At 64.9% G+C, this 23,657-nt stretch carries 21 protein-coding genes and 2 tRNA genes; 15 read left to right on the top strand and 8 right to left on the bottom strand.

The window, feature by feature from the left end; genetic code table 11:
• The first annotated feature begins 1 nt into the window (after position 1).
• Positions 2–1,483 (top strand): Asp-tRNA(Asn)/Glu-tRNA(Gln) amidotransferase subunit GatB, encoded by a 1,482-nt coding sequence (gene gatB / locus J4O76_RS22225; RefSeq protein ID WP_426284288.1) that lies wholly within the window; start codon positions 2–4, stop codon positions 1,481–1,483.
• Positions 1,484–1,814: 331 nt separating this feature from the next.
• On the opposite strand, the gene J4O76_RS22220 is transcribed toward gatB, so the two are convergent.
• The 3 genes from J4O76_RS22220 to J4O76_RS22210 all read right to left on the bottom strand — a co-directional run bounded on the left by J4O76_RS22220 (position 1,815) and on the right by J4O76_RS22210 (position 2,890).
• Positions 1,815–2,378, bottom strand: a complete 564-nt coding sequence (locus tag J4O76_RS22220) for a retropepsin-like aspartic protease family protein (protein ID WP_426284286.1) — start codon at positions 2,376–2,378, stop codon at positions 1,815–1,817.
• Positions 2,379–2,513: 135 nt separating this feature from the next.
• Entirely contained in the window at positions 2,514–2,732 is a 219-nt protein-coding gene (locus J4O76_RS22215) for a hypothetical protein (RefSeq protein ID WP_426284284.1), read from the bottom strand.
• Positions 2,733–2,734: 2 nt separating this feature from the next.
• Positions 2,735–2,890, bottom strand: a complete 156-nt coding sequence (locus J4O76_RS22210; RefSeq protein WP_426284282.1) for a hypothetical protein — start codon at positions 2,888–2,890, stop codon at positions 2,735–2,737.
• Between the two features lie 109 nt (positions 2,891–2,999).
• Here J4O76_RS22210 and J4O76_RS22205 point away from each other — a divergent pair.
• The 5 genes from J4O76_RS22205 (at position 3,000) to clpX (ending at position 8,243) form a co-directional block, all read left to right on the top strand.
• Positions 3,000–3,084, top strand: a tRNA-Leu gene (locus J4O76_RS22205).
• A gap of 68 nt (positions 3,085–3,152) precedes the next feature.
• Positions 3,153–4,808: a trigger factor gene (gene tig, locus J4O76_RS22200; RefSeq protein ID WP_426284280.1), complete on the top strand. Its 1,656-nt coding sequence runs from the start codon at positions 3,153–3,155 to the stop codon at positions 4,806–4,808.
• Positions 4,809–5,024: 216 nt separating this feature from the next.
• Complete coding sequence (locus J4O76_RS22195) at positions 5,025–5,951, top strand: glycosyltransferase family 2 protein (protein WP_426284279.1); 927 nt, start codon at positions 5,025–5,027, stop codon at positions 5,949–5,951.
• 213 nt (positions 5,952–6,164) lie between these two features.
• Positions 6,165–6,854, top strand: coding sequence for an ATP-dependent Clp protease proteolytic subunit (locus J4O76_RS22190; RefSeq protein ID WP_107954964.1), 690 nt, complete (start codon positions 6,165–6,167; stop codon positions 6,852–6,854).
• Positions 6,855–6,977: 123 nt separating this feature from the next.
• A complete protein-coding gene (gene clpX, locus J4O76_RS22185; protein WP_056048170.1) occupies positions 6,978–8,243 on the top strand; it encodes an ATP-dependent Clp protease ATP-binding subunit ClpX in 1,266 nt (421 codons plus the stop codon).
• A 316-nt stretch (positions 8,244–8,559) separates the two neighbouring features.
• Here clpX and J4O76_RS22180 read toward each other — a convergent pair whose 3' ends face one another.
• On the bottom strand, positions 8,560–9,012 hold the full coding sequence (locus tag J4O76_RS22180) for a hypothetical protein (protein WP_426284277.1): 453 nt from the start codon (positions 9,010–9,012) through the stop codon (positions 8,560–8,562).
• Positions 9,013–9,112: 100 nt separating this feature from the next.
• Here J4O76_RS22180 and J4O76_RS22175 point away from each other — a divergent pair, with 100 nt between their 5' ends.
• On the top strand, positions 9,113–10,237 hold the full coding sequence (locus J4O76_RS22175) for a calcium:proton antiporter (protein ID WP_426284276.1): 1,125 nt from the start codon (positions 9,113–9,115) through the stop codon (positions 10,235–10,237).
• Between the two features lie 2 nt (positions 10,238–10,239).
• Here the strand turns inward: J4O76_RS22175 and J4O76_RS22170 are convergent, their stop codons facing one another.
• The 3 genes from J4O76_RS22170 to J4O76_RS22160 are packed head-to-tail and all read right to left on the bottom strand — an operon-like array spanning position 10,240 to position 12,658.
• Positions 10,240–10,626, bottom strand: a complete 387-nt coding sequence (locus J4O76_RS22170) for a c-type cytochrome (RefSeq protein ID WP_426284274.1) — start codon at positions 10,624–10,626, stop codon at positions 10,240–10,242.
• Complete coding sequence (locus J4O76_RS22165) at positions 10,623–10,877, bottom strand: hypothetical protein (protein ID WP_426284273.1); 255 nt, start codon at positions 10,875–10,877, stop codon at positions 10,623–10,625. The genes J4O76_RS22170 and J4O76_RS22165 overlap by 4 nt, the downstream gene beginning before the upstream one ends.
• Before the next feature lie 56 nt (positions 10,878–10,933).
• Positions 10,934–12,658: a M1 family metallopeptidase gene (locus J4O76_RS22160; protein WP_426284271.1), complete on the bottom strand. Its 1,725-nt coding sequence runs from the start codon at positions 12,656–12,658 to the stop codon at positions 10,934–10,936.
• A gap of 249 nt (positions 12,659–12,907) precedes the next feature.
• On the opposite strand from J4O76_RS22160, the gene lon reads away from it, so the two are divergent.
• The 7 genes from lon to J4O76_RS22125 all read left to right on the top strand — a co-directional run bounded on the left by lon (position 12,908) and on the right by J4O76_RS22125 (position 21,018).
• Positions 12,908–15,301 (top strand): endopeptidase La, encoded by a 2,394-nt coding sequence (lon, locus tag J4O76_RS22155; protein WP_120300468.1) that lies wholly within the window; start codon positions 12,908–12,910, stop codon positions 15,299–15,301.
• A gap of 103 nt (positions 15,302–15,404) precedes the next feature.
• Positions 15,405–15,701 (top strand): HU family DNA-binding protein, encoded by a 297-nt coding sequence (locus tag J4O76_RS22150; protein WP_268795398.1) that lies wholly within the window; start codon positions 15,405–15,407, stop codon positions 15,699–15,701.
• Between the two features lie 67 nt (positions 15,702–15,768).
• A tRNA-Val gene (locus J4O76_RS22145) sits at positions 15,769–15,843 on the top strand.
• Positions 15,844–16,120: 277 nt separating this feature from the next.
• Positions 16,121–16,759 (top strand): CerR family C-terminal domain-containing protein, encoded by a 639-nt coding sequence (locus J4O76_RS22140; RefSeq protein ID WP_120299981.1) that lies wholly within the window; start codon positions 16,121–16,123, stop codon positions 16,757–16,759.
• Positions 16,756–17,937, top strand: coding sequence for an HlyD family secretion protein (locus tag J4O76_RS22135; RefSeq protein WP_426284268.1), 1,182 nt, complete (start codon positions 16,756–16,758; stop codon positions 17,935–17,937). The genes J4O76_RS22140 and J4O76_RS22135 overlap by 4 nt, the downstream gene beginning before the upstream one ends.
• Position 17,938: 1 nt before the next feature.
• Positions 17,939–19,555 (top strand): DHA2 family efflux MFS transporter permease subunit, encoded by a 1,617-nt coding sequence (locus J4O76_RS22130; RefSeq protein ID WP_426284267.1) that lies wholly within the window; start codon positions 17,939–17,941, stop codon positions 19,553–19,555.
• Entirely contained in the window at positions 19,555–21,018 is a 1,464-nt protein-coding gene (locus tag J4O76_RS22125; RefSeq protein ID WP_426284265.1) for an efflux transporter outer membrane subunit, read from the top strand. The genes J4O76_RS22130 and J4O76_RS22125 overlap by 1 nt, the downstream gene beginning before the upstream one ends.
• Before the next feature lie 269 nt (positions 21,019–21,287).
• Here the strand turns inward: J4O76_RS22125 and J4O76_RS22120 are convergent, their stop codons facing one another.
• Positions 21,288–21,623: a DUF6481 family protein gene (locus tag J4O76_RS22120; protein WP_056058003.1), complete on the bottom strand. Its 336-nt coding sequence runs from the start codon at positions 21,621–21,623 to the stop codon at positions 21,288–21,290.
• Positions 21,624–21,944: 321 nt separating this feature from the next.
• Here J4O76_RS22120 and J4O76_RS22115 point away from each other — a divergent pair, with 321 nt between their 5' ends.
• Positions 21,945–23,573 carry a hypothetical protein gene (locus tag J4O76_RS22115; protein WP_426284263.1) on the top strand — a complete coding sequence of 543 codons (1,629 nt, stop codon included), beginning with the start codon at positions 21,945–21,947 and terminating at the stop codon, positions 23,571–23,573.
• Positions 23,574–23,657: the final 84 nt, after the last annotated feature.

The following is a 23,657-nucleotide window of genomic DNA, read 5'->3' as shown; positions in this document are numbered from 1 at the left end:
CATGAGCGATTACAGGATTCAGGGCGAAACCGGCGAGTGGGAGGTCGTGGTCGGCCTCGAAGTGCACGCGCAGGTGACGTCGAACGCCAAGCTCTTCTCAGGCGCGGCGACCGAGTTCGGCGCGGAGCCCAACACGCAGGTGTCGCTGGTCGATGCGGCGATGCCGGGGATGCTGCCGGTGCCGAACCGCGAGTGCATCCGCCAGGCGGTCCGCACCGGCATGGCGATCGAGGCGCAGATCAATAAGTGGTCCCGGTTCGACCGTAAGAATTACTTCTACGCCGATCTGCCGCAGGGCTATCAGATCAGCCAGCTCTATCATCCGATCGTCGGTGAAGGCGCGATCGACATCAGCCTCGACGAGAAGAATCCGGACGCGGCCGGCAAGCGGATCGGCGTCGAGCGCATCCATGTCGAGCAGGATGCGGGTAAGCTGATGCACGACCAGCATCCGACCCAGTCGTACGTCGATCTCAACCGCTCGGGCGTCGCGCTGATGGAGATCGTGTCGAAGCCCGATTTGGCTTCGCCAGCGGAAACAGGGGCTTACCTGCGGAAGCTGCGATCGATCCTGCGCTATGTCGGGTCGTGCGACGGCAATATGGAAGAGGGCTCGATGCGCGCCGACGTTAATGTCAGCGTGCGCAAGCCCGGCGACGAGTTGGGCACGCGGACCGAGACGAAGAACGTCAATTCGGTGCGCTTCGTGATGGCGGTGGTCGAGCAGGAGGCCAAGCGTCAGGTCGAGGTGCTCGAAGCCGGCGGCAAGATCCAGCAGGAAACGCGGCTCTACGATCCCGATCGCAACGAGACGCGGTCGATGCGGTCGAAGGAAGATGCGCATGATTACCGCTACTTCCCCGATCCCGACCTGCTGCCGCTGGTGCTCGACGATGCGTTCCTGGCCGAGTGCCGGGCGTCGCTGCCCGAGCTGCCGGATGCGAAGCGCGCGCGGTACGAGGCGCTCGGGATCACCGCGTATCAGGCGACGGTGCTGACCGCCGAGGTCGAGGCGGCGCGGTGGTTCGATGCGTTGCTCGACGCGGGCGTGAAGCCGGCGGCGGCGGCGAACTGGACGACATCGGAACTGTTCGGCGCGCTGAACCGCACGGGTAAGGATATCGAGAATTCCCCGGTGTCCCCGGCGCAGGCGGCGGAACTGCTGGGGCTGATCGCGGACGGGACGCTGTCGGGGAGTCTTGCCAAGCAGGTGTTCGAGGTGATGCTCGAGACTGGTGACGGCGCGGCGAAGGTCGTCGAGGATCGCGGGTTGAAGCAGACCAGCGATACCGGGGCGATCGAGGCCGTGATCGCTGATGTGATGGCGGCGAATGCTGACAAGGTTGCGGACTACCGCGGCGGGAAGGACAAGCTGTTCGGGTTCTTCGTGGGTCAGACGATGAAGGCGATGGGGGGGAAGGCCAACCCTGCTGTCGTGAACGAGGTTCTGAAGGGGATGCTTGGGGAGTCGGTGGCTTCGTAAGGCTACCGACTTTCGCGCTCTCTCCCGCACCTGCTGGTCTCCCGTGCTTTCCGTTCTCCCGTGAAGGCGGGAGTCCAGGGTAACCGAACGCAGCGCTGCTTGATTCCTGGGCCCCCGCGTTCGCGAGGGAACTAGCAGAAGTGTAGTTCGCCCGCACTCAAAAGGCATCACCCCGGCGAAGGCCGGGGCCCAATTGGGGGCCGTTGCTGACGGAGGGCAGCGCCTCGTTACTGCAGACGTTTCAATTGGGCCCCGGCCTTCGCCGGGGTAGTGCAGTTGGGTGAGGTGGGGTCAGTTTAAAAGCAAGCGCAAGGGCTGTGCGGATGCACCGTTACCAGTCCACCTTCTGCGGATGATGCGGCACGAGGATCAGCGTGTTCTCCTCCACCCGCCATGACGCCAGGCGCGACAGGAAGTTCATCCCCAGCACGTTCGTTTCGCCAAACGCCGGCGACACCACCACCTGCAAATCGCGCGCGACGATCGCGCCGAGACGCAGCGAGGCAATCGTCCCCGTCTTCGCCGCGATCGACCCGTTGGCGGTCTGCAAGACGATCGGCACCACGCCAACCCGCGCCTCAACCCCAGCTTTCTCAGCCGCCTTCGCCGAAATCGCCGTGATCGTCGCGCCGCTATCGATCAGCAGCCGCTGGCTCACCCCATCGATCGTCGCCCGTGCCCAGAAATGCCCATCCGGCGACATCCGGATACGGACCTCGCCGCCAACCACCTGCTGGTCCTCGATCTTCAGGAACCGCGCAATCTTGCCGACATAGGGATCGAACTGACGCCGCTGGTCGATCGCGACGAAAAGCAGTCCGACAAGGACAAACGTCATCGCCAGATTGACGAGCGTTCGGATGATCGGGATGCGCTGCGCCAGGATCAGCAGCAATACGGCGAACCCGAGCGCGATATACAGGCTCTGGTGCTCGGCAAAGGTGGGTATCGTGTAAATTATCAGGTCCTGATTGGCGGGAATGGCATTATCTAGATATCCACCCCCGCCTGTACGGTTGCTGACGCGAGCTTACTGCGCGTCGCCGTCCTGGTTCTTCACGATGCCACCGGTACCACCGACGCCATCGGGCATGCCGGTATCCGTGAACGTCTCGGGCTCATCGCCGCCTTCGCCGCGCTCGACCGCGTCGGAACGCGACTCAACCGCCTGTTCGATGTCGCTGCGCGTGTCCTCGTCACGGTCCTCGGGGAGCGTTTCGGGATTCGTGCCGGAATGCGGATCGCTCACGCTCAAAACTCCGGCTGGACGGGCGCGGGATCGTTCGACGGCGTTCCCGGCGCGGGAACGTCGACGTCCGGTGCGGGCGGATTGAACTCGGGCGGCGGCGCAGTCGGCTCGACGGGCGACGTCGGGGTCGGAAATTCTGCCGGGGGTTGGGTAGCCATGATGTCTCTCCTTCGAGGTGTTCAACGCCCGTAATCACCGGGAGTTGCCTATCTGCTTGCCCCCGCATGCAACGTTGGTATAGACGCGCCCGCTACGGCGATGTCCTGTGCGGGCGTGGCGGAACTGGTAGACGCGCTTGGTTTAGGTCCAAGTATCGCAAGATGTGGGGGTTCGAGTCCCTTCGCCCGCACCAGCCCGCCGCGCAGGCGAGGCGACCGCCCGAAGAATTATCCTGAATGCTCTTTTAGACAAAGGCCGGACATGCAGACTGTCGAGACGTTGAACGAGGGCCTCAAGCGCGCCTTTACGCTCACCATCACCGCGAAGGATATCGATGCCAAGGTCGATGTCGAGCTGAAGCGCCTCGCGCCGCAGATGAAGATGCCGGGCTTCCGTCCGGGCAAGGTGCCGGCGAACCTCATCCGCAAGATGCACGGCCCGGCGCTGACGCAGGACGCGCTGAACGCGGCGATCCAGGAGAGCGTACAGACGCTCGTCGCCGAGAAGCAGCTTCGCCCCGCGATGCAGCCTTCGGTCGAGCTGGAAGACGGCTATGACCTCGGCAAGGACGCCGTGGTCAAGGTCGAGATGGAGGTCCTCCCACAGGTCCCCGCACCCGCGATCGACGGCATCAAGCTCGAGCGCCTGACCGTGCCCGTCGCCGACGACGCGGTCACCGAGCAGCTCCAGAAGTTTGCCGACCAGCAGAAGAAGTGGGACGACGCAGCTGACGATTATGTCGCGGCGATGGGCGATCTCGTCACCGTCGATTTCGTCGGCAAGACCGCGGACGGCGTTGCGTTCGACGGCGGCACCGGCACCGACATGGGCGTCGAGCTCGGTTCGGGTCGTCTCATCCCGGGCTTCGAGGATCAGCTCGTCGGCGTGAAGACCGGCGACGACAAGGTCCTCAACGTGACCTTCCCCGAGGAGTATCAGGAGAAGTCGCTCGCAGGTCAGCCGGCGACGTTCGACATCACCGTCAAGTCGGTGAAGACCGCGGGCGAGAGCAAGATCGACGAGGACCTGGCCAAGTCGCTGGGTCTCGAAAGCCTCGAGCAGCTCACGGGGCTGCTCAAGGGTCAGATCGAGCAGGAGCATAACGGTCTCACGCGCACGCACATGAAGCGCAAGCTGCTCGACCAACTCGCCGAGGGTCACGACTTCGAAGTGCCGCCGTCGATGGTCGAGGCCGAGTTCAACCAGATCTGGTCGCAGCTTCAGCACGAAGCCACGCACGAGGCCGACCCCGAGGCTGCGATGGCCGAGATGGAAGGCGAGCGCGACGATTACCGCAAGATCGCCGAGCGTCGCGTGCGCCTCGGCCTGCTCCTGTCCGAGATCGGCCAGGCCAACGGCGTCGAAGTTTCGAACCAGGAAATGCAGCGTCTGCTGGCACAGGCAGCGCAGCAATATCCCGCCGAGCAGCGCCAGCAGTTCATGCAGTACGTCCAGCAGGAGCCGATGGCGGCCGCCCAGCTGCGCGCGCCGTTGTATGAGGACAAGGTCGTCGACTTCCTGTTCGAGAAGGCCGAGATCACCGACCGCGAAGCGACGCGCGAGGAGCTCGAGGCAGCAATCGAGAGCGAGGACGGGTTCGCCAGCGGCACGCACACGCATGACCACGACAACCACAAGCCGAAAAAGAAGGCTGCTGCCAAAAAGGCCAAGCCAGCGTCGGACGAGGCTGCTTCGGATGACGCCGTGACGGACGACGCGCCTGCTTCGGACGCGACGGACGAGGCCAAGCCTGCGAAGAAGGCGCCTGCCAAGAAGAAGGCGGCTCCGGTCGAAGCAGAGACCGCCGTGACGGAGTCGTCGCCGGTTGCTGCCGAGAACGCAGAGGGCACCGAGGCTGCCGACGCACCGGTGAAAAAGCCGCGCGCGAAGAAGGCTCCGACCAAGACCGAGGCGTAACGCACCATCGAGCGCCTCAGGGTTGAGGCGCTCCACCCCACCGGGTCACCTCCCCGGCGGAGGCCGGGGTCCAATTAGAAAGGTAGCTGTAACGGCGCGCAACGCTTCGTTATGGACCTTTCCCAATTGGGCCCCGGCCTTCGCCGGGGAAGTGCGTTTCGAAGGTGGTTCGGTGGCCGATAATACCGTTTTGAACTTCGCTGGGCAGGGCAGGCCATGACCGAACCAAGAACCGCCGTCCTGCTCCCGTGCTACAACGAGGAAGCCGCGATCGCGCAGACGATTGCGGGCTTCCGCGACGCGCTGCCCGGCGCCACCATCTACGTCTACGACAACAACAGCGCCGATCGCACGATCGAGGTCGCCCGCGCTGCCGGTGCGGTCGTCCGCACCGAACGCATCCAGGGCAAGGGCGCAGTCGTCCGCCGCATGTTCGCCGACATCGACGCGGACATCTACGTAATGGCCGACGGCGACGCGACCTACGACGCGGCTTCCGCCCCAAATCTGGTCGCTCGCGTTCTCGACGAGCAGCTCGACATGGTCGTCGGCTCCCGCATCAGCCAGGTCCAGGAAAGCTACCGCCGCGGCCACCGCTTCGGCAACGCGCTGCTAACCGGCATGCTCGCCCGCCTGTTCGGCCGCAGCTTCACCGACATCCTCTCGGGCTACCGCGTCTTCTCGCGCCGGTTCGTGAAGAGTTTCCCGTCGCTCTCCGCCGGGTTCGAGATCGAGACCGAGATCAGCGTCCACGCGCTCGAACTGAAAATGCCGATCGGTGAGGTCGAGACGCCCTATTACGCGCGTCCCGAAGGCTCCGAATCGAAGCTCAGCACGTACGGCGACGGCTGGCGCATCCTCCGCACGATCATGACGCTCTACCGGATCGAGCGCCCGCTCTGGTTCTTCGGCGCGATCGGCAGCGTGTTCGGCCTGCTCGCGCTGATCCTCGGCATCCCGCTGGTGCTGACGTACATCGAGATCCACCAGGTCCCCCGCTTCCCGACCGCGATCTTGATCACCGGCCTCGGCATCTTCGCCGCGCTCAACGTCTTCACCGGTCTGATCCTCGACACGGTCGTTCGCGGCCGCCGAGAAGTCCGCCGCCTCGCGTACCTGGCCTATCCCGCCCCAGGCATCTGACTCCCTCGCCCCTACGGGGAGAGGGAAGGAGGAGCCACTCGGCGACGGGAGGGTGAGGGGCGGTTGGCGGATCCCCACCACCCCTCACCCTCCCACCCGCAAGTGCGGGCGGGCCCCTCCCTCCCCCCGGAGGGGCGAGGGGTTAAGCAGGGCTTGAACTCCCCTCTCGGACCGCCGATGTTAGCGGTTCACTGGGGCATAAGAGAGATTTCCATGCACAATCCGTTCGAGACCGGCGATTTCGCGAGCCCGTTGGCCAGCGCCGGGCTCGGCCTGCAGCAGACGCAAGCAGGCCTGGTTCCCATCGTCATCGAGCAGTCGAACCGCGGCGAGCGTTCGTTCGACATCTTCTCGCGCCTGCTCCGCGAGCGCATCATCTTCGTGACCGGCGGCGTCGAGGACGGCATGGCCTCGCTGATCACCGCACAGCTACTCTTCCTCGAGTCCGAGAACCCGAAGAAGGACATCTTCATGTACATCAACTCGCCGGGCGGTGTCGTCACGGCGGGCATGGCGATCCACGACACGATGCGGTACATCCGTCCGCGCGTCGGCACCGTCTGCATCGGCCAGGCCGCGTCGATGGGCAGCTTTCTGCTCGCGAGCGGCGAGCCCGGCATGCGCGTCGCGATGACCAACGCACGCATCATGATCCATCAGCCATCGGGTGGTGCACAGGGCATGGCCAGCGACATCGAGATCCAGGCGCGCGAGATCCTGCGCATCCGCAAGCGCATGAACGAGCTGTATTCGCAGTATACCGGCCAGCCGATCGAAGAGATCGAGCGCCGGATGGACCGCGATACGTTCCTCGAAGCGAACGAAGCGAAGGATTTCGGGCTGATCGACGAAGTGTTCGACAAGCGTCCGGCGGTATCCGAGGATGGTGCGAAACCGGCCTAAGCGACACTGGCATGGGGCGAATCGTAAACCCCGCCGGTTTATTTGATTGTAGGAACTCCGGGGTGCGTTACGGTAGCGGCCCCGGAAACGGCACGTGCACCGACATGCGCGAGAGGTGATTGAATGACGAAGCTGAGCGGTGGCGACTCGAAGAGCACCCTCTATTGCTCGTTCTGCGGGAAGTCGCAGCACGAGGTCCGCAAGTTGATCGCCGGGCCGACGGTCTTCATCTGCGACGAGTGCGTCGAGCTATGCAACGACATCATCCGTGAGGAGACGAAGTCGGCGCTGGTGTCCAAGAAGGACGGCGGCGTGCCGACTCCGCAGGAGATCTGCGACGTCCTCGACGATTACGTAATCGGCCAGAAGCGCGCCAAGCGCGTGCTGTCGGTGGCGGTGCACAATCACTACAAGCGGCTCAACCACGGCGCCAAGGGTGCCGATGTCGAGCTGTCCAAGTCGAACATCCTGCTCGTCGGGCCGACCGGTTGCGGCAAGACCTTGCTGGCACAGACGCTCGCCCGCATCCTCGACGTGCCGTTCACGATGGCCGATGCGACGACGCTGACCGAGGCGGGTTACGTCGGCGAAGACGTCGAGAACATCATCCTCAAGCTGCTCCAGGCGTCCGACTACAATGTCGAGCGGGCGCAGCGCGGGATCGTCTATATCGATGAGATCGACAAGATTTCGCGCAAGGCCGAGAACCCCTCGATCACGCGCGACGTGTCGGGCGAGGGCGTGCAGCAGGCGTTGCTCAAGCTGATGGAAGGCACGACCGCGTCGGTTCCTCCGCAGGGTGGGCGGAAACATCCGCAGCAGGAATTCTTGCAGGTGGATACGACCAACATCCTGTTCATCTGCGGCGGTGCGTTCTCGGGTCTCGAGAAGATCATCGGCGACCGCCTCCAGGGCAAGTCGATCGGCTTCGGCGCGTATGTCGCAGGGCCGGACGAGCGCAAGACGGGCGAGACGCTGAAGTCGGTCGAGCCGGAGGATCTGCTGAAGTTCGGGCTTATCCCCGAGTTCGTCGGCCGCTTGCCAGTGATCGCGACGCTCGAGGATCTCGATGTCGACGCGCTGGTGAAGATCCTGAAGGAGCCGAAGAACGCGCTGGTCAAGCAATACCAGAAGCTGTTCGAGATGGAGGACGTCGCGCTCGGCTTTACCGACGATGCGCTTGTGTCGGTCGCCAAGAAGGGCATTGAACGCAAGACTGGCGCGCGCGGTCTTCGCTCGATCCTGGAGAGCATCCTGCTCGACACGATGTTCGACCTGCCTGGCATGGACGGCGTCGACGAGGTGATGATCGACAAGGACGTGATCGAAGGCCGCAAGGAACCGATCCGCGTTTATGCGGAGAAGAAGAAGACTGGCGACGCTGCGTAAGCGCTGATCGGTTTGGGAATACGGGAAAGGGCGTCGAGCGATCGGCGCCCTTTTTTTATTTGGGGCATACGCGCGAAAACCCCCGTCCGTCATCCTGACGAAAGTCAGGATCCAGAACCACGAGGATCAGCCCGCCGTAACCCTGGATCCTGACTTTCGTCAGGATGACGGGGAAGGGTAGGGCAGCGCATCCGTATCAACCGTCGCGTCCTGACCCACCGCGGTCTCCGACGTCTCACCCTCTCCCAACTGGAATTGGGAAACGCCCCACGGCGACTGCGCCGTAGAAACAGCGCGGACGGCTCGGGTGCTAAATCTATGAGGTCAAAAGCCGAACGCGTTCCAAATCCTTTGGACGTCCGAACAGCCTGAGCATCTCGGCCAATTCAGCACGGTCAGGCACATAAACCACGCGCTCATCCACAAAAATCGGCACGCGCGTCCGAGGCAGCACCTCCGCCCAACCCGCGCTCGTCGCAACATGAAACCCCGCCATGATCTCGACGACCAAAGGCGGCATCGTCCACCGCCCGAACAGCGTCGACCGGAACAACAAACTCGCGCCATCCTCGATCGGTACGACGCCAAGCCTGTCCATCATTCGCCGAGCATCGCCCACGCTCATCAGCACATCGACGTCGCCGACCTCGATCGGCGTCACGCCGTGAAGCGCCACCGCCGCGCTGGAAATGACCCACCACGGGTCGTGAGCATCCCGCATCGCACCGGCGGTCATGACGAGCGTTTCGCGGAGATCGCAAGCCAACATCGCTGCAACCTAGCCGATCCTTACCGCCCCGCAATCGCCCCGACTCGGACCCTTATCGGCCCTCACGCATTCGTTGACCAAGTGGAACGAGGGAGCATGCATGACGATCGAAGTGGCCGACCGACCGAGTGAAGAAATTGTGGAGACGATGCCCGACCGCCTCGCGCTCCCGATCTGGACGCTGATCGCGCCGGGCCTTGGCCTCATCGCCGTCCTCGTCGGACTCGCCAAGATGGGCACGCTCGGCACCGCGGCGGCCGTCATCGTCCTGATCGGCAGCGTGCTCGCCGCCGTCCACCACGCCGAAGTAATCGCGCACAAGGTTGGCGAGCCGTTCGGCACCCTCGTCCTCGCGATCGCGGTCACCGTGATCGAGGTCTCGCTGATCGTCTCGCTGATGCTCTCCAACGCCGGCGACGCCACCACGCTCGCGCGCGACACGGTGTTCGCGGCGATCATGATCATCCTCAACTTCATCATCGGCATCTGCCTGCTCGCGGGCGCGGTGCGGCATCATGAGCAGCGGTTCACGCTGAAGGGCATGACGGCGGCCCTCGGCGTGCTCGCGGCGATGGCGGTGCTGTCGCTGATCCTGCCCAACTATACGTCGTCGACACAGGGCCCGACCTACGCGGCATCGCAGTTGATGTTCGTCGCGGTCGTATCGTTGATCCTCTACGGCACGTTCGTGCTGGTACAGACGGTGCGCCACCGCGATTATTTCCTGCCGTCGACCGACGACAAGGACGATCACGCTGCGCCGCCATCGGGCCGCGCGACGGGCATCGCCTTCGCTGCGCTGCTCGTCGCGCTAGTCTCGGTCGTGCTCCTCGCGAAGACGCTGTCGCCGACGATTGAGGCAGCGGTGCTCGGTGCCGGGCTGCCGCTTACCGTGGTCGGCGTGGTGATCGCCGCGCTGGTGCTCGCGCCTGAGAGCCTGGCTGCTTACAAGTCGGCGCGCCGCAACCGGTTGCAGACGAGCCTCAACCTCGCACTTGGCTCCGCGCTGGCGACGATCGGGCTAACGATCCCAAGCGTCGCGATCGTGTCGCTGGTCCTCGACCTGCCGATTGCGCTCGGCATCGACGCGAAGAGCATGACGCTGCTCGCGTTGTCGCTGTTCGTCGCGACGCTGTCGCTCGGCACCGGGCGGACGACGGTGTTGCAAGGTGTCGTCCACCTCGTGATCTTCGCGGCCTATCTGTTCACGACGGTGGTGCCGTAAGCTCAGGGGCCCTGCGTAGACAGATAGGCGATGACGTCGGCGCGGTCCTTCGGATCGGGGAGGCCCGCAAACGCCATCGTCGTGCCGGGCACCATCTTGCGCGGGTTGGTGAGCCAAACGTCCATACGCTTGGCGTCCCAGTTGCCACCAAGCGCCTTCAGCCCGGCGGTGTAGGAGAAGCGCGGGCGCCGCTCGCCGATCGGGCCGCCCATAACGCCGTAGAGGTTCGGGCCGTCGGTATCGCCGGCATATTGCCCGATCGTATGGCACGCGGTGCAGCGGCGGAAGACACGTTCGCCGCTGGCGATCTGGCTGATCGTGCCGGTGTCGGAGTTCGAACCGCAGCCGGCGAGCGCCAGCGCCAGCAGGGGCCACCGCGGCAGGGTCATCGCTTCTGACGTGCAGCCAAGGCGAGACCGGCGGCAATCTGCACGACGGCGTAGAGGCGACGGCGGCCCGGCCGGTCGACGAAGGGCTTCACCAGTTTTTCGGTCCCGAGCGCATCGTCTTTCCAGAGATCGACGTGGCGGCTGGGTTGGAGCAAGCCGATCAAGCCGTCGCCGACCATGAAGATCGCCGCCATCTCCGCCGCGCGAGACGCCCAGATGTTCTCCTGCGCACGCAGGAGTCCAGGAGTCACGAGCGTCGTCTCCTGGGACCCTGGGCCCCCGCCTTCGCGGCGGAACGGTGGAAAGGTCATTGGGACTTGGCCTTCGCAGCTTGCGCGGCTTTCCAGGCGGCCACGTCTTCCAGTGCGATACTCCGACGCAGGACCAGCGCATCCGGGTCGATCACAACATGCGCGCCGGCCGGGACCGACAAGCTCGCCTTCCCCCCAGTCATCGGCAAAGTCCGCGTCTTCCCATCGATCTGCACCTCCACCGGAAGGGGGAACGGGCCGTTCCCCGGCACTTTCCAAACTAAGCCCAGCGTATTTCTCGTCCGCGTCTCAACCAGTTCAGGAAGCGCGGCCTGCCGAAGATACACGTCGAAGAACCATTTATAGTCCTTCCCCGTCACCTTCCGGACGAGCGCTTCATATTCCTTCGTCGACCCGAACCGCGGCGCGAAATTCCCCGGCTTCGGATCCGCGCGCCCATATACCGCCAGCCGCGTCACATCGAAGAACGCCTTGTCGCCGATCAGCGCGCGCAGCGTGTGGAGCATCCACGAGCCCTTGTAGTAGATGTCCTGCCCCGCACCGCCCTTGTCGAGTTCGTACACCTCCTCCTCGGTGGTGACGCGCTGCTGCGTGATCGGCTTGAGGTTCATGATCGACGCGCGCTCGGTCTGCATGATCGTCGCGTACCGCGCACGCCCCTCGCGCCACTGGCCGTAGAGCGGCTGCATGTACGTGCCATAGCCCTCGTGCAGCCAGTAATCGTCCCAGTTGGCGGCGGTCAGCTGGTTGCCGAACCACTCATGCGCGAACTCGTGCTGGAACAGCCAGTCGAACCCCTCGGGCGCCTTGGCATATTCGTTGCCGTACGCGTTGATCGTCTGGTGCTCCATGCCTTTGTGCGGCGTCTCGACCACGCCGACCTTCTCGTCGCCGAACGGGTAAGGGCCGATCATGCGCTCGAAGAAGTCGAGCGTCGGCGCGAACTCGGCGAACAGCTTTTCCGCCTGCAGCTTTTCGCCTGGCAGGTACCAGTAATACATCGGGATGCTGTTGCCGAAGCGGCTCTTGTAGGTACCGCTGATCTCCTCATACGGCCCGACGTTCAGCGCGATACCATAGGTATTGGGATGCTTGGCCCGCCAGTTCCACGTCGTCCGCCCGTCCGCCAGCGTGTCGACGCCGAGCAGCACGCCGTTGGAAGGCGCCTTCAGACCCTTGGGCACGGTGATGTGCAGCGTCACCAGCGCGGGCTCGCCGGTCGGGAAATCCAGGCACGGCCAGAACAGGTCGCAGCCATAGCCTTCCGCGGTCGTCGCAAACCAGGTGCGGCCATCCGGCGTCTTCGACCAGACCATCCCGTCGTCCCATGGCGCCTTCACCGCGACGTGTGGCGTCCCGCCATAGATGATCTTCGCGGTGACCTTCCCGCCAGCGGGGACGGGCTTGGGCAACGTGATGGTCAGCCGTCCCTCGGGATTGCTCCAGGCCGACGGAGCGAGCGGCACGCCGTCGATCGCGATCTTGCTGACCGGCAGGTTGCGGTCGAGGTCGATCGGCAGGCGGGTGAGGGGGGCCTTCGCCGTAAAGACCAGCGTAGCCACGCCGTTCAAGCTCTCCGTCTCGGGCAGCACTTCGAACGCCAGGTCCGCGCTGTCGAACTGGAGTGCGGTCTGCTCGGGTGTCAGTACGCCACCAGACCGCTGCGTCTGCGCGGTAATCGCAGGCTCGCCCTTCTTGGGGAGCGGGGCGGCGGCGAGAAGCACGGTGGCGCTGGCGGCGAGGAGAAAACGCGAAATCATGCCGCGTTCTCGCGCCTGGGCGGCTCGCGCACAAGTGCGATCCGCCACCGCCGTTCTCCTGCGAACGCAGGAGCCCAGGATCACTCAAACCGCCGCCCGTTACCCTGGACTCCTGCGTTCGCAGGAGAACGGCGGGGCTTCGGGGAACGCGCGAAAACCCCTAACCACCGCCAACCAATTGATGGACGGTTCATCCTCACCATATAAGCTGTAGATTATGCCCCCATGCAGGCACCTACCGGAGCGTTCATGACCCAGTACCCCGTCCTTCCCCTTCGCGACATCGTCGTGTTCCCGCACATGATCGTGCCGCTGTTCGTCGGCCGCGATAAGTCCGTTGCCGCGCTCGAAGCGGCCATGGCGGCGGACAAGGAGATATATCTCGTCGCGCAGGTCGATCCCGCAGAGGACGATCCCTCGCGCGACGATCTGTATTCGATGGGCGTCACCGCGACCGTGCTCCAGCTTCTGAAGCTCCCCGACGGCACCGTGCGCGTGCTGGTCGAGGGCAAGGGCCGCGCGACTTTGGAGACCTTGGACGAGTCGGGCGAGTACCTCACGGCCACGGTCGAACCGGTCGCCGATGCCGAGGTGGAAGGGCCCGAGCTCATCGCGCTGATGCGATCGGTGGTCGACCAGTTCGAGAACTACGCTAAGCTCAACCGCAAGCTCTCGTCGGAAACCTCGGTGCAGCTGTCCGAGATCGAGGACGCGTCGAAGCTTTCCGACGCGGTGATCGCCAACGTCCAGATCAAGGTCGCCGAGAAGCAGGCGATCCTGCTCGAAACCAATCCGTCGAAGCGTCTCGAAATGGCGTTCGCGGCGATGGAGGGCGAGCTGGGCGTCCTTCAGGTCGAGAAGAAGATCAAGAGCCGCGTCAAGCGCCAGATGGAGAAGACGCAGCGCGAATATTACCTCAACGAGCAGTTGAAGGCGATCCAGCGCGAACTCGGCAACGAGGACGGCGAGGGCGAAGGCGACGAGATCGCCGAGCTGACGCAGAAGATTGCGACGCTCAAGATGAGCAAGGAAGCCCGTGGCAAGGCGACGTCCGAGCTGAAGAAGCTCAAGACGATGGCGCCGATGAGCGCCGAGGCGACCGTCGTGCGCAATTATCTAGACGTGCTGCTCGGGCTCCCATGGGGCAAGAAGTCGAAGATCAAGAAGGACATCGCCGCCGCGCAGGTGACGCTGGACGAGGATCATTACGCGCTCGAGAAGGTCAAGGACCGGATCGTCGAGTATCTCGCCGTGCAGGCGCGCACCAACAAGCTGAAGGGCCCGATCCTGTGCCTCGTCGGCCCTCCGGGTGTCGGCAAGACCTCGCTCGGCAAGTCGATCGCCAAGGCGACCGGGCGCGAGTTTATCCGCCAGTCGCTCGGCGGCGTGCGTGACGAAGCGGAGATTCGCGGCCATCGCCGTACGTACATCGGCTCGCTGCCGGGCAAGATCGTGACGAACCTGAAGAAGGCCGGCACGTCGAACCCGCTGTTCCTGCTCGACGAGATCGACAAGCTCGGCCAGGATTTCCGCGGCGATCCGGCGTCGGCGCTGCTCGAGGTGCTCGACCCGGAGCAGAACGGCAAGTTCCAGGATCATTATCTGGAAGTCGATATAGACCTGTCGGACGTGATGTTCGTCTGCACCGCCAACTCGCTCAACCTGCCGCAGGCGCTGCTCGACCGCATGGAGATCATCCGTCTGGAGGGTTATACCGAGGATGAGAAGGTCGAGATCGCCGAGCGCCATCTTGTCGAGAAGCAGATCGAGGCACACGGCCTGAAGCCGGGTGAGTTCACGCTGACGCAGGAAGGGCTTCGTACGCTCATCCAGCAATACACGCGCGAGGCCGGCGTGCGTACGCTGGAGCGCGAGATCGCCAAGCTGTGCCGCAAGGCGCTGCGCCAGATCCTCGAGAACAAGACCACCAGCGTCACGATCACGCCCGAGAACATCGGCGAATATGCCGGCGTGCAGAAGTATCGCCATGGCCTCGGCGAGACCGAGAACCAGATCGGCGCGGTCACCGGCCTCGCCTGGACCGAAGTCGGCGGCGAGTTGCTCACGATCGAGAGCGTGACCGTCGCGGGCAAGGGGCAAGCCAAGCTCACCGGTACGCTCGGCGACGTGATGAAGGAGTCGATCGAGACCGCGTTCAGCTATGTGAAGGCGCGTGCGCCGAGCTACGGGATCAAGCCGAGCCTGTTTGCGCGGAAGGATATCCATATCCATCTGCCCGAGGGTGCGGTGCCGAAGGATGGTCCGTCGGCGGGTATCGGCATGGTCACGTCGATCGTCTCGACGTTGACCGGCGTGCCGATCCGGCGCGAGGTGGCGATGACCGGCGAGGTGACGCTGCGTGGTCGCGTGCTGCCGATCGGTGGCCTCAAGGAGAAGCTGCTCGCGGCGTTGCGCGGGGGCATCGAGACGGTGCTGATCCCGGCCGAGAACGAGAAGGACCTCGCGGAGATCCCGGCGAACATCAAGGCGGGGCTCAAGATTATCCCCGTTTCGCATGTCGACGAGGTACTTCGCCTGGCCCTCACCGAGCCGCTCGAAGCGATCGAGTGGACCGATGCGGACGAGTTGGCGGCATTGCCACCGGCGCCGATCGCGCCGGTCGGGGGTGGCCTTCACCACTGATCCATGTTTGGATCGTAAGCGACAATACGGCGGTTTCGTTTGACAGCAGACGGGGCCGCCGCATTATTGCGCGCTGATTGCGGTCGCGAGTCCATCTCGGCCGATTCGAGTTTTTCCGGGGGATTATATGAACAAGCAGGAGCTGATCGCGACGGTCGCCGATACGTCCGGGCTGGTAAAGGCCGACGCAGTCAAGGCGGTCGAGGCGGTGTTCGACGCGATCGAGGCATCGCTCAAGAAGGGCGACGAGGTTCGCCTGGTTGGTTTCGGCACGTTCTCGATCTCGAAGCGCAAGGCGTCGACCGGCCGCAATCCCCGGACCGGCGAGCCGATGACGATCAAGGCCTCGACCCAGCCGAAGTTCAAGGCCGGCAAGGGCCTGAAGGACGCGGTCAACTAGGACCGGTGCCGATAGGGCTGGACAGGTGGACGGGGTCTGCCTAAAGGCCCGCTTCCGAACGAGTTTCGGGCGCGTAGCTCAGTGGTAGAGCACACCCTTCACACGGGTGGGGTCGCTGGTTCAATCCCAGCCGCGCCCACCAGATTTACGCCGGTTCCTTCGCACGAAGGGGCCGGCGTTGCTGTTTCTGGCAATGCAGGCAACATTATCTGGCGGCATGCTTCGCCCCCAAAGATCCGTCATCCTGACGAAAGTCAGGATCCAGGGTAACGAGCGTCGCACCCCATGGCTCTGGATCCTGACTTTCGTCAGGATGACGGGCGCGCGGGGAAAGGCCGCGTGACCTGCTGATCACTCCTCCACACAACATGACAGCTTCTTCATTAGGCTGGTTCGTTCGATCGAACTAAACGCCCCTCGTGCTCCAGTCCCGACTCCTCGACATCGCGATCAGCGAATTCGGCACCAAGGGGCTGGAGGGCGCGAGCACGCGCGGGATCGCCGCCGCCGCGGGCACTGCGATGTCCTCGATCACCTATCATTACGGCGGCAAGGAGGGCTTGTACCTCGCGGCCGCCGACCGGATCGCCGAGCGCATGACGGCCGTTTTGGGCGACCCGTCCGAACTGTCGCATGACGTCGCAGCGGACGACGCCAGCGAAGCCCGCGCCCAGATTCACCGCATCTTCGGCCGACTGGCGGACAAGATGGCGAGCAACGAAAGCGCCGACTGGACGCTGTTTGTGCTCCGCGAACAGATGAAGCCGGGCGAGGCGTTCGAGCGCATCTATGGCGGCGTGATGGGCCAGATGGTGCGCAGGCTGAGCGACCTGGTCTGCATCGCCACCGGCTGTGCCGAGATCCGCACCGGCAGGATCGCGACGATCACCTTGATGGGGCAGGTCATCACGCTGCGGGCGAACCGCGCGACCTGCCTCAAACTGCTTGAGCGCGACACGCTCGAACCCAACGACATCCTCGATATCAAGGCGCGTATCGACGCCAATATCGACGCCATTCTCGATTCGATGCGTGCTGAAGAACAGGGCCAGGCATGACCGACCAGACGAACCACTCCGACGCCAACCACGACGACGAGGATCCCAAGGACGATCCGAACGGCGAGGACCAGCAGTCCGATACCGACCAGCAGGACGAGTCTGACGACGACAAGGCCGAGGGCGACGACAAGAAGCCGTCGGTCTTCAAGAAGCCGCTGTTCTGGATCATCCTCGTCATCGTCGTCGGCGGGCTGATCATCGGCGGCGTGCTCTACTGGCTCCACGCGCGGCAGTTCGAATCGACCGACGACGCGTTTGTCGACACGCATATCGTCCGCCTCGCGCCACAGGTCGCGGGTACGCTGGTCCAGGTCGCGGACATCGACAACCGCCACGTCGAGGCCGGCCGCCTGCTCGCGGTCATCAAGGCGTCCGGTCGCGATGCCCAGGTCGCCGAGGCGCAGGCAAACGAATCGCAGGCCCGCGCACAGTTCGCGCAGGCGCAGGCTCAGGTCACCGCCGCCGAGGCGCAACGCCAGCAGGCTGCGGCACAGGCGCGCGTCCCGATGGCGGCGGCGGTAAAGGCCCAGCAGGATCTCGCGCGCTACGAGGCGTTGCTGCGGCTCGATCCGAGCGCGGTCGCCGGTCAACAGCTCGATCAGGCGCGCGCCACCGCTCGCCAGACCGCCGCCGATGCCGCCGCCGCCCGCGAGCAGATCGACACCGCCACCGCGCAGATCAGCGTCGCCAGGAAGCAGGTCGGTGCGGCCAAGTCGGTAATCGACGCCCGCCGCGCGCAGGTCGACCAGGCAAACGTCACGATCGGCGATCTCCGCCTGACTGCGCCGGTCGCGGGGCAAGTCGTCAATCGCTCGGTCAACGTCGGCTCCTATGTCGCGCCCGGCACGCAGCTGATGGCGATCGTCCCCGACACAATGTGGGTGACGGCCAACTTCAAGGAAACGCAGCTCACGCTGATGAAGATCGGCCAGCCCGTCGACATTCATGTCGATGCGTATCCCGGCGTCGATTTCAAGGGTCATGTCGACTCGATCCAGCGCGGCGCTGGCCAGGCGTTCGCCCTGCTGCCCCCGCAGAACGCGACCGGCAATTATGTGAAGGTGGTCCAGCGCGTCCCAGTCCGTATCGTGTTCGACGCGAAGAACGGCCCCGATCCGAAGCGCTATCCGATCGGTCCCGGCATGTCGGTGGTGCCGACCGTCAAGGTCCGCTGAGGTGGCGAAAGCTCCTGCAAAAGCCGATGCGGGGGGCGGTCATACCTGGTCGCCAAGCCGGTCGGCGGCGGGCAAGTACAGCCCGTGGCTGATCGTTGCGATCATCTCGATTCCGACCTTCATGGAGGTGCTCGACACCTCGATCGCCAACGTCGCGCTCGATCATATCTCGGGCGGGCTGTCGATCACCACCGATCAGGCGACCTGGGTGCTGACCAGCTACCTCGTCGCCAACGCGATCGTCATCCCGATCTCGGGCTGGCTGTCGGACGCGATCGGTCGAAAGCGGTATTTCCTGCTGTCGATCGCCCTGTTCACGCTCGCCTCGCTGATGTGCGGCCTAGCGCCCAATATCGCTACGCTCGTCGTCGCCCGCGTGCTGCAAGGCATTGGCGGCGGTGGCCTGGCGCCGGTCGAACAGTCGATCCTTGCCGATACCTTCCCGCCGAAACAACGTGGGATGGCGTTCGCCGCCTTCGCGATCGTCGTCGTCGTCGGCCCCGTGCTCGGGCCGACGCTCGGCGGCTACATCGTCGAATATTCGAGCTGGCACTGGGTCTTCCTGATCAACGTGCCGGTCGGCATCGCCGCGTGGTTCCTGGTCGAGACGTTCGTCGACGAGCCGGACCAGGTGAAGAAGGACCGCGACGAGCGCTTCAAGAACGGCTTGACGATCGACTATGTCGGCGTCGCGTTGGTTGCACTCGGGCTTGGCTTCCTCGAACTCACCTTCGATCGCGGCGAGCGCGAGGATTGGTTTTCGAGCGGCTTCATCGTCATGTCGGCGATCATCGCCGCGGTGTCGCTGGTGACGCTCGTCATCTGGGAGCTCAACCACAAGGACCCGGTGATTGACCTCAAGCTGATGAAGAACCGCAACTTCGCGCTGACGATCGGCGTGATGGGCGTCACCGGCATGATCCTGTTCGGCACCACGCAGCTGATACCGCAAATGCTGCAACAGGTGCTCGGCTACAGCTCGCTCGATGCCGGCCTAGCGCTGACCGCGGGCGGTCTCGCGACGCTCGTCATGGTGCCGTTCGCAGGGCGGCTTAGCGGGCTGGTCGACGTTCGCTTCCTGCTGTTCCCGGCGTTGCTGGTACAGGCGTTCGCGCTTTGGAACATGAGCCACCTGACCGCCGACATCGCGTTCTCCGACGCGGCGTTCGCGCGGCTGTTCCAGGCGATGGCGCTGCCGTTCCTGTTCGTGCCGATCAACGCGATCGCCTATGTCGGGCTCAAGCAGACGCAGACCGCGCAGGCGTCGAGCCTGCTCAACGTCTCGCGCAACCTCGGCGGGACGATCGGCATCTGCTTCGCGCAGACGCAGCTCGCGGGCGGATTGCAGCGGCACCAGTCGGAACTGACGCAGACGCTCAACCCGCTCGATCCGAATTACAACGACTGGATGCAGAAGGCGACGAGCGTGTTCGGCGGGCAGGGCGATGCGACGACGCCTTTGGCCGTTCTCTACAGCCAGATGCAGCGGCAGGCGACGATGCTCGCGTTCCTCGACGTGTTCCGCGCGATGATGGTGGTCGTGCTGGTCGTCGCGCCACTGGTTCTATTCATGCGCTCCGGCAAGACCGGCGGCGCCCCCTCGGGAGGGATGCATTGATGCGTGCGCGGTTCATGGTGGTTGCGGTTGCGGCCCTGCTCGCGGGGTGCACCGTCGGCCCGAATTACATCGCTCCCGAGATGACGCTGCCGCCGGCGTTCGTCGGTCCGCAGGCCACAGTTGGGACGACGGTCGATCCAGCGCGCTGGTGGTCGGCATTCGGCGATCCGCAGCTGGACGGCCTCGTCGAGCGCGCGCTTAAGGGCAATCCCGACATCGCGATCGCCGCCTCGCGCGTGCGCCAGGCGCGGTTGCAGGAGATCGTCGCGCGCTCGCAGGGGTTGCCGAGCGTCAACGCGAGCGCCAGCCCGAGCCATATCGAGTTCAGCAAGAACGCCGGCCTCTCGTCGATCGCGCGTGCGTTCAGCGGCGGCACGGGGGCAGGCGGCACCGGCTCGACCGGCGGCATCGCGCTGCCTGGCAGCGGGATCACGACCTATTCCGTCGGCTTCGACGCCAGCTGGGAGCTCGATCTGTTCGGTGGCGTTCGCCGCAGCACCGAAGGCGCACGGGCACGAACGGAAGCGGCGGTCTGGTCGAAGCGCGACGCCGCAGTGACTTTGGCCGCCGAAGTCGCGCAGGCGTATTTCGCGCTCCGGCTCGATCAGGCGCAGATCGTGACGATCGAGGGCGAGATCGTCCGCCAGCGTCGTGCGCTCGAGATCGCGGGCAACACGGCCAAGGTAGGTCTCGTCCCGCCGATCGACGTCACCCGCCAGCGCGCCTCGATCACCTCGACCGAAGCGCGCGCCGAGCCGGTCCGCGCCGATGTCGATGTCCGCATGCACGCGCTGGCGATCCTGCTCGGTGAGCCGCCTGCGACGCTGATGGCCGAACTCGCCGCGCGATCGGTAGCGCCGCTCGGCGTACCGGCTATTCCGGCTGGCCTGCCTTCGGAACTGTTGCGACGTCGCCCCGATATCCGTGCGGCCGAACGCGACTTGGCTGCCGCGACCGCGGATATCGGGGTTGCGGTTGCGGATATGTATCCGAAGTTCAGCCTCACAGGCATGAGCCAGCTGATCTCGACCGCACTCGGCAATCTGTTCTCGGGCGACAGCCTTCAGCTGACCGCCTCCGGCGCGGCGCAATTTCCCCTGCTCGACTGGGGCCGGCGCAAATCAACCGTGAAGTCGCGCGAAGAAGATCGAGAGCAGGCGTATCTCCGCTATCGCTCCACCGTGTTGCAGGCGCTGCGCGACGTCGAGGATCCGCTCGCGCAGATTGCCGCCGAGCGTCGCCGGAACGCGGCGTTGCAGCGCGCGGTGGTCGATGCGCAGAGCAGCGCGAAGGCGGCGGAATCGCAGTACCGGACCGGCTTCGTGGCGCAGACGACGCTACTGAACGCGGAGACGGACGTGCTGACGGCGCGCGAACAGCTGGTGTCAAGCGATGCGCAGTTGCGGCAGCTGACGGTGACGCTGTTCAAGGCGCTGGGGGGCGGTTGGGAGCAGGCGGAGTAGGGGGCCGCTTCACCACATCCGTCACCCGAACCTACTTGTTCTCCCGCCTTTGCGGGAGAACACGCTTGTTAGTAGGGCTCGTCCATTCATTAGCCACCACCCCGGCGAAGGCCGGGGCCCAGTTGGGGGACGTTGCCAACGGAAGACTGCGCTTCGTTACCTCGACCTTGCCAACTGGGCCCCGGCCTTCGCCGGGGTAGTAAGTCTTGGCCTGAAAAGTCAATCAGTCGCGCAGGTGAAGAGCGGGCGGCCAAACGACCGCCCAAAGATCACTTCTTCTTGTTCTTCCGCGCCGCATACTTAGCGTCACGAATCGCCTTCTTCTCGGCGTCGGTCAATTCGACCTTAGCCTCGGCCTCGCGCTTCTTAGCAGCAGCAGCCTCGGCCTCAGCCTTCTTCGCAGCCTTGGCCTCGTCCTCTGCAGCGCGCTTCGCAGCGCGCTTCTCGCGCTCGGCCAATTCCTTGGCCTCGCGCGCGGCAAGGCGCTCGGCTACGACGGCTTCGTCGATCGGCGGCTTGGCACGCAGCGCTTCGAGCGCCTTCTGCTTGGCGGCGGCTGCGCTGCTCGTACGGTCCTGGAAGCTGGGGTCCTTGAAAGAGGCCATTGTCGTGAGATAATCCTGTAATATCGGTCTGACCGTCCGGACGCAGGATTGCGCCAGAGGTCTTGGGAGCAGTGACTCTGGCAGCGCCTGTAAATCATCGCGCGCCGGATCGGAAGAGATGTGTTCGATAGCGCGGTTTTCAACCCCGCAGGCCAGCGGCACCCCAATCGACAGTCATCGAACCGTCATATCATAGTCATGCAAGCGTCATCGAAATCGCATCGCGGCGTCATCTGGCCAGCCTAACCGCCATGTCACGGTCGGCAGGGGGGAGCCTGGGTCGATCCGAACAATCAACGGTACGACTCGGGAGTCCTTCGCATGACCAGCTTTACTCGCCTCGGCACGATCCTGCTGACCGGCACGGCCTGCCTCGCACTCACCGCTTGCGGCGGTGCCGACGACGTCGCTTCGCCGGGCGCAGGCACGGTGATCATCACCCCGCCAGCTACGCCGACTCCGACGCCGTCCACCCCGACGCCGACCCCATCGGCGATCACGGCAGCCCAGTTCGCCTCGACTTCGGGCGGCCGCTCGGACGGCACGATCACGATCAGCGCCGACGAGCAGCTTGCGATCGTCAACGCCGGCACCAACAACAACGTCAGCGGCACGAACGTCCTGACCGGCGTGTACCCGACCGCCGCGACGTCCGCCACGACCGCGACCGACCCGTCGTTGATCAACCCGTTCTTCGCCAGCACCAACTTCGTCGGCGCGCTCAACGGCCCGACCGACACCGCATTCCAGGGCTGGACCTGCGCCTCCACGTCGGCCGAGTTCGGCGGCAGCACGACCGCGCGCTGCACCGCGGTTCCTGCCGTCGGCGCCGGCGGTTCGGCCGCAGCGTGCCCGACCGGCACGATCGACGACGGCCTGGTCCAGACGTTCCGCGCCTGCCGCCTGCCGACCAACATCACGTCCAGCCTGACGCTGCCGAAGATCGCTGGCGTGTTCTACCGCCTGCGTGGCCAGACCGAAGTCGGCGCCGATGTCGGCACGACCGGTGCCGATACCGGCGTGACGCTGACGATCGCACCGGGCGTCGTCGTCGCCGCGGACTCGACCGAAGTCACCGCCGATCTCCTGCTCGTCAATCGCGGGTCGAAGATCAGCGCCGTCGGTACGCGCGACGCGCCGATCATCTTCACGTCGCAGCAGAACCTGACCGCCAACGGCGTCAGCGATGCGACGCAGGGCCAGTGGGGCGGGATCATCCTGCTCGGCCGCGCGCCCGTCGCGGTTTGCGCCACGGGTACCGGCCCGAACAACGCCGGCGGCACGAGCACGACCTGCCAGCAGGCGATCGAAGGCGTCACCGGCCGCTTCTACGGTGGCCCGACGGCAGCCGACAACAGCGGCACGATGCAGTATGTCCAGATCCGCTACAGCGGCATCGCGATCAGCGACGGCAACGAGCTGCAGGGCCTGACGCTCGGCGGCACCGGTTCGGGGACGACGATCGATCACGTCCAGAGCCACAACTCGGCCGATGACGGCATCGAGATCTTCGGCGGCACCACGAACATCAAGTATTTCGCGGTCACCGGCGCAGACGACGACGGCTACGATATCGACAACGGCTATCGCGGCTTCATGCAGTTCATCATCGCCGCACAGCGCCTGCTGGGTGCGACCGCCGACTCGTTCTCGACCGAGATCGACTCGAACGGTGCCGAGGACCTGCTGCCTCGTACGTTCGGTCAGTATTCGAACTTCACGTTCGTGCAGACCGCGCTCGCGCCGGCCGCTATCCGCCAGCGCGGTGGTTCGGACATGCGCTTCATCAACGGCATCGTGAAGTCGCCGGCGACCGTCGCCTGCCTCAACCTGATCGCGCAGGAAACCAGCCAGGCCGATCGCTCGACGATCCGCGCGGCCGATGCCTCGAAGCAGGACCAGGGCCCGCCGATCTTCACCTCGGTCTACTTCAACTGCAACGGCCGGTAACGCTTCCGGTCGGCTCTCCGCAGTCGATGATGTGAGCAGCGATGCCGGGGTGGTTCCAAAGACCACCCCGGCATTCGCCCATAG

This window comes from Sphingomonas sp. NFX23 (assembly GCF_049887795.1).
Taxonomy (GTDB): Bacteria; Pseudomonadota; Alphaproteobacteria; order Sphingomonadales; family Sphingomonadaceae; genus Sphingomonas.
This window is presented reverse-complemented; position numbering and strand designations above follow the sequence as displayed.

Excerpts from the sequence above, each read along its gene's own strand:
- gatB (WP_426284288.1), top strand. The coding sequence starts at position 2 with ATGAGCGATTACAGGATTCAGGGCGAAACCGGCGAGTGGGAGGTCGTG.
- J4O76_RS22210 (WP_426284282.1), bottom strand. The coding sequence starts at position 2,890 with ATGGCTACCCAACCCCCGGCAGAATTTCCGACCCCGACGTCGCCCGTC.
- tig (WP_426284280.1), top strand. The coding sequence starts at position 3,153 with ATGCAGACTGTCGAGACGTTGAACGAGGGCCTCAAGCGCGCCTTTACG.
- J4O76_RS22195 (WP_426284279.1), top strand. The coding sequence starts at position 5,025 with ATGACCGAACCAAGAACCGCCGTCCTGCTCCCGTGCTACAACGAGGAA.
- J4O76_RS22190 (WP_107954964.1), top strand. The coding sequence starts at position 6,165 with ATGCACAATCCGTTCGAGACCGGCGATTTCGCGAGCCCGTTGGCCAGC.
- clpX (WP_056048170.1), top strand. The coding sequence starts at position 6,978 with ATGACGAAGCTGAGCGGTGGCGACTCGAAGAGCACCCTCTATTGCTCG.
- J4O76_RS22180 (WP_426284277.1), bottom strand. The coding sequence starts at position 9,012 with ATGTTGGCTTGCGATCTCCGCGAAACGCTCGTCATGACCGCCGGTGCG.
- J4O76_RS22175 (WP_426284276.1), top strand. The coding sequence starts at position 9,113 with ATGACGATCGAAGTGGCCGACCGACCGAGTGAAGAAATTGTGGAGACG.
- J4O76_RS22170 (WP_426284274.1), bottom strand. The coding sequence starts at position 10,626 with ATGACCCTGCCGCGGTGGCCCCTGCTGGCGCTGGCGCTCGCCGGCTGC.
- J4O76_RS22160 (WP_426284271.1), bottom strand. The coding sequence starts at position 12,658 with ATGATTTCGCGTTTTCTCCTCGCCGCCAGCGCCACCGTGCTTCTCGCC.
- lon (WP_120300468.1), top strand. The coding sequence starts at position 12,908 with ATGACCCAGTACCCCGTCCTTCCCCTTCGCGACATCGTCGTGTTCCCG.
- J4O76_RS22135 (WP_426284268.1), top strand. The coding sequence starts at position 16,756 with ATGACCGACCAGACGAACCACTCCGACGCCAACCACGACGACGAGGAT.
- J4O76_RS22125 (WP_426284265.1), top strand. The coding sequence starts at position 19,555 with ATGCGTGCGCGGTTCATGGTGGTTGCGGTTGCGGCCCTGCTCGCGGGG.
- J4O76_RS22120 (WP_056058003.1), bottom strand. The coding sequence starts at position 21,623 with ATGGCCTCTTTCAAGGACCCCAGCTTCCAGGACCGTACGAGCAGCGCA.
- J4O76_RS22115 (WP_426284263.1), top strand. The coding sequence starts at position 21,945 with ATGACCAGCTTTACTCGCCTCGGCACGATCCTGCTGACCGGCACGGCC.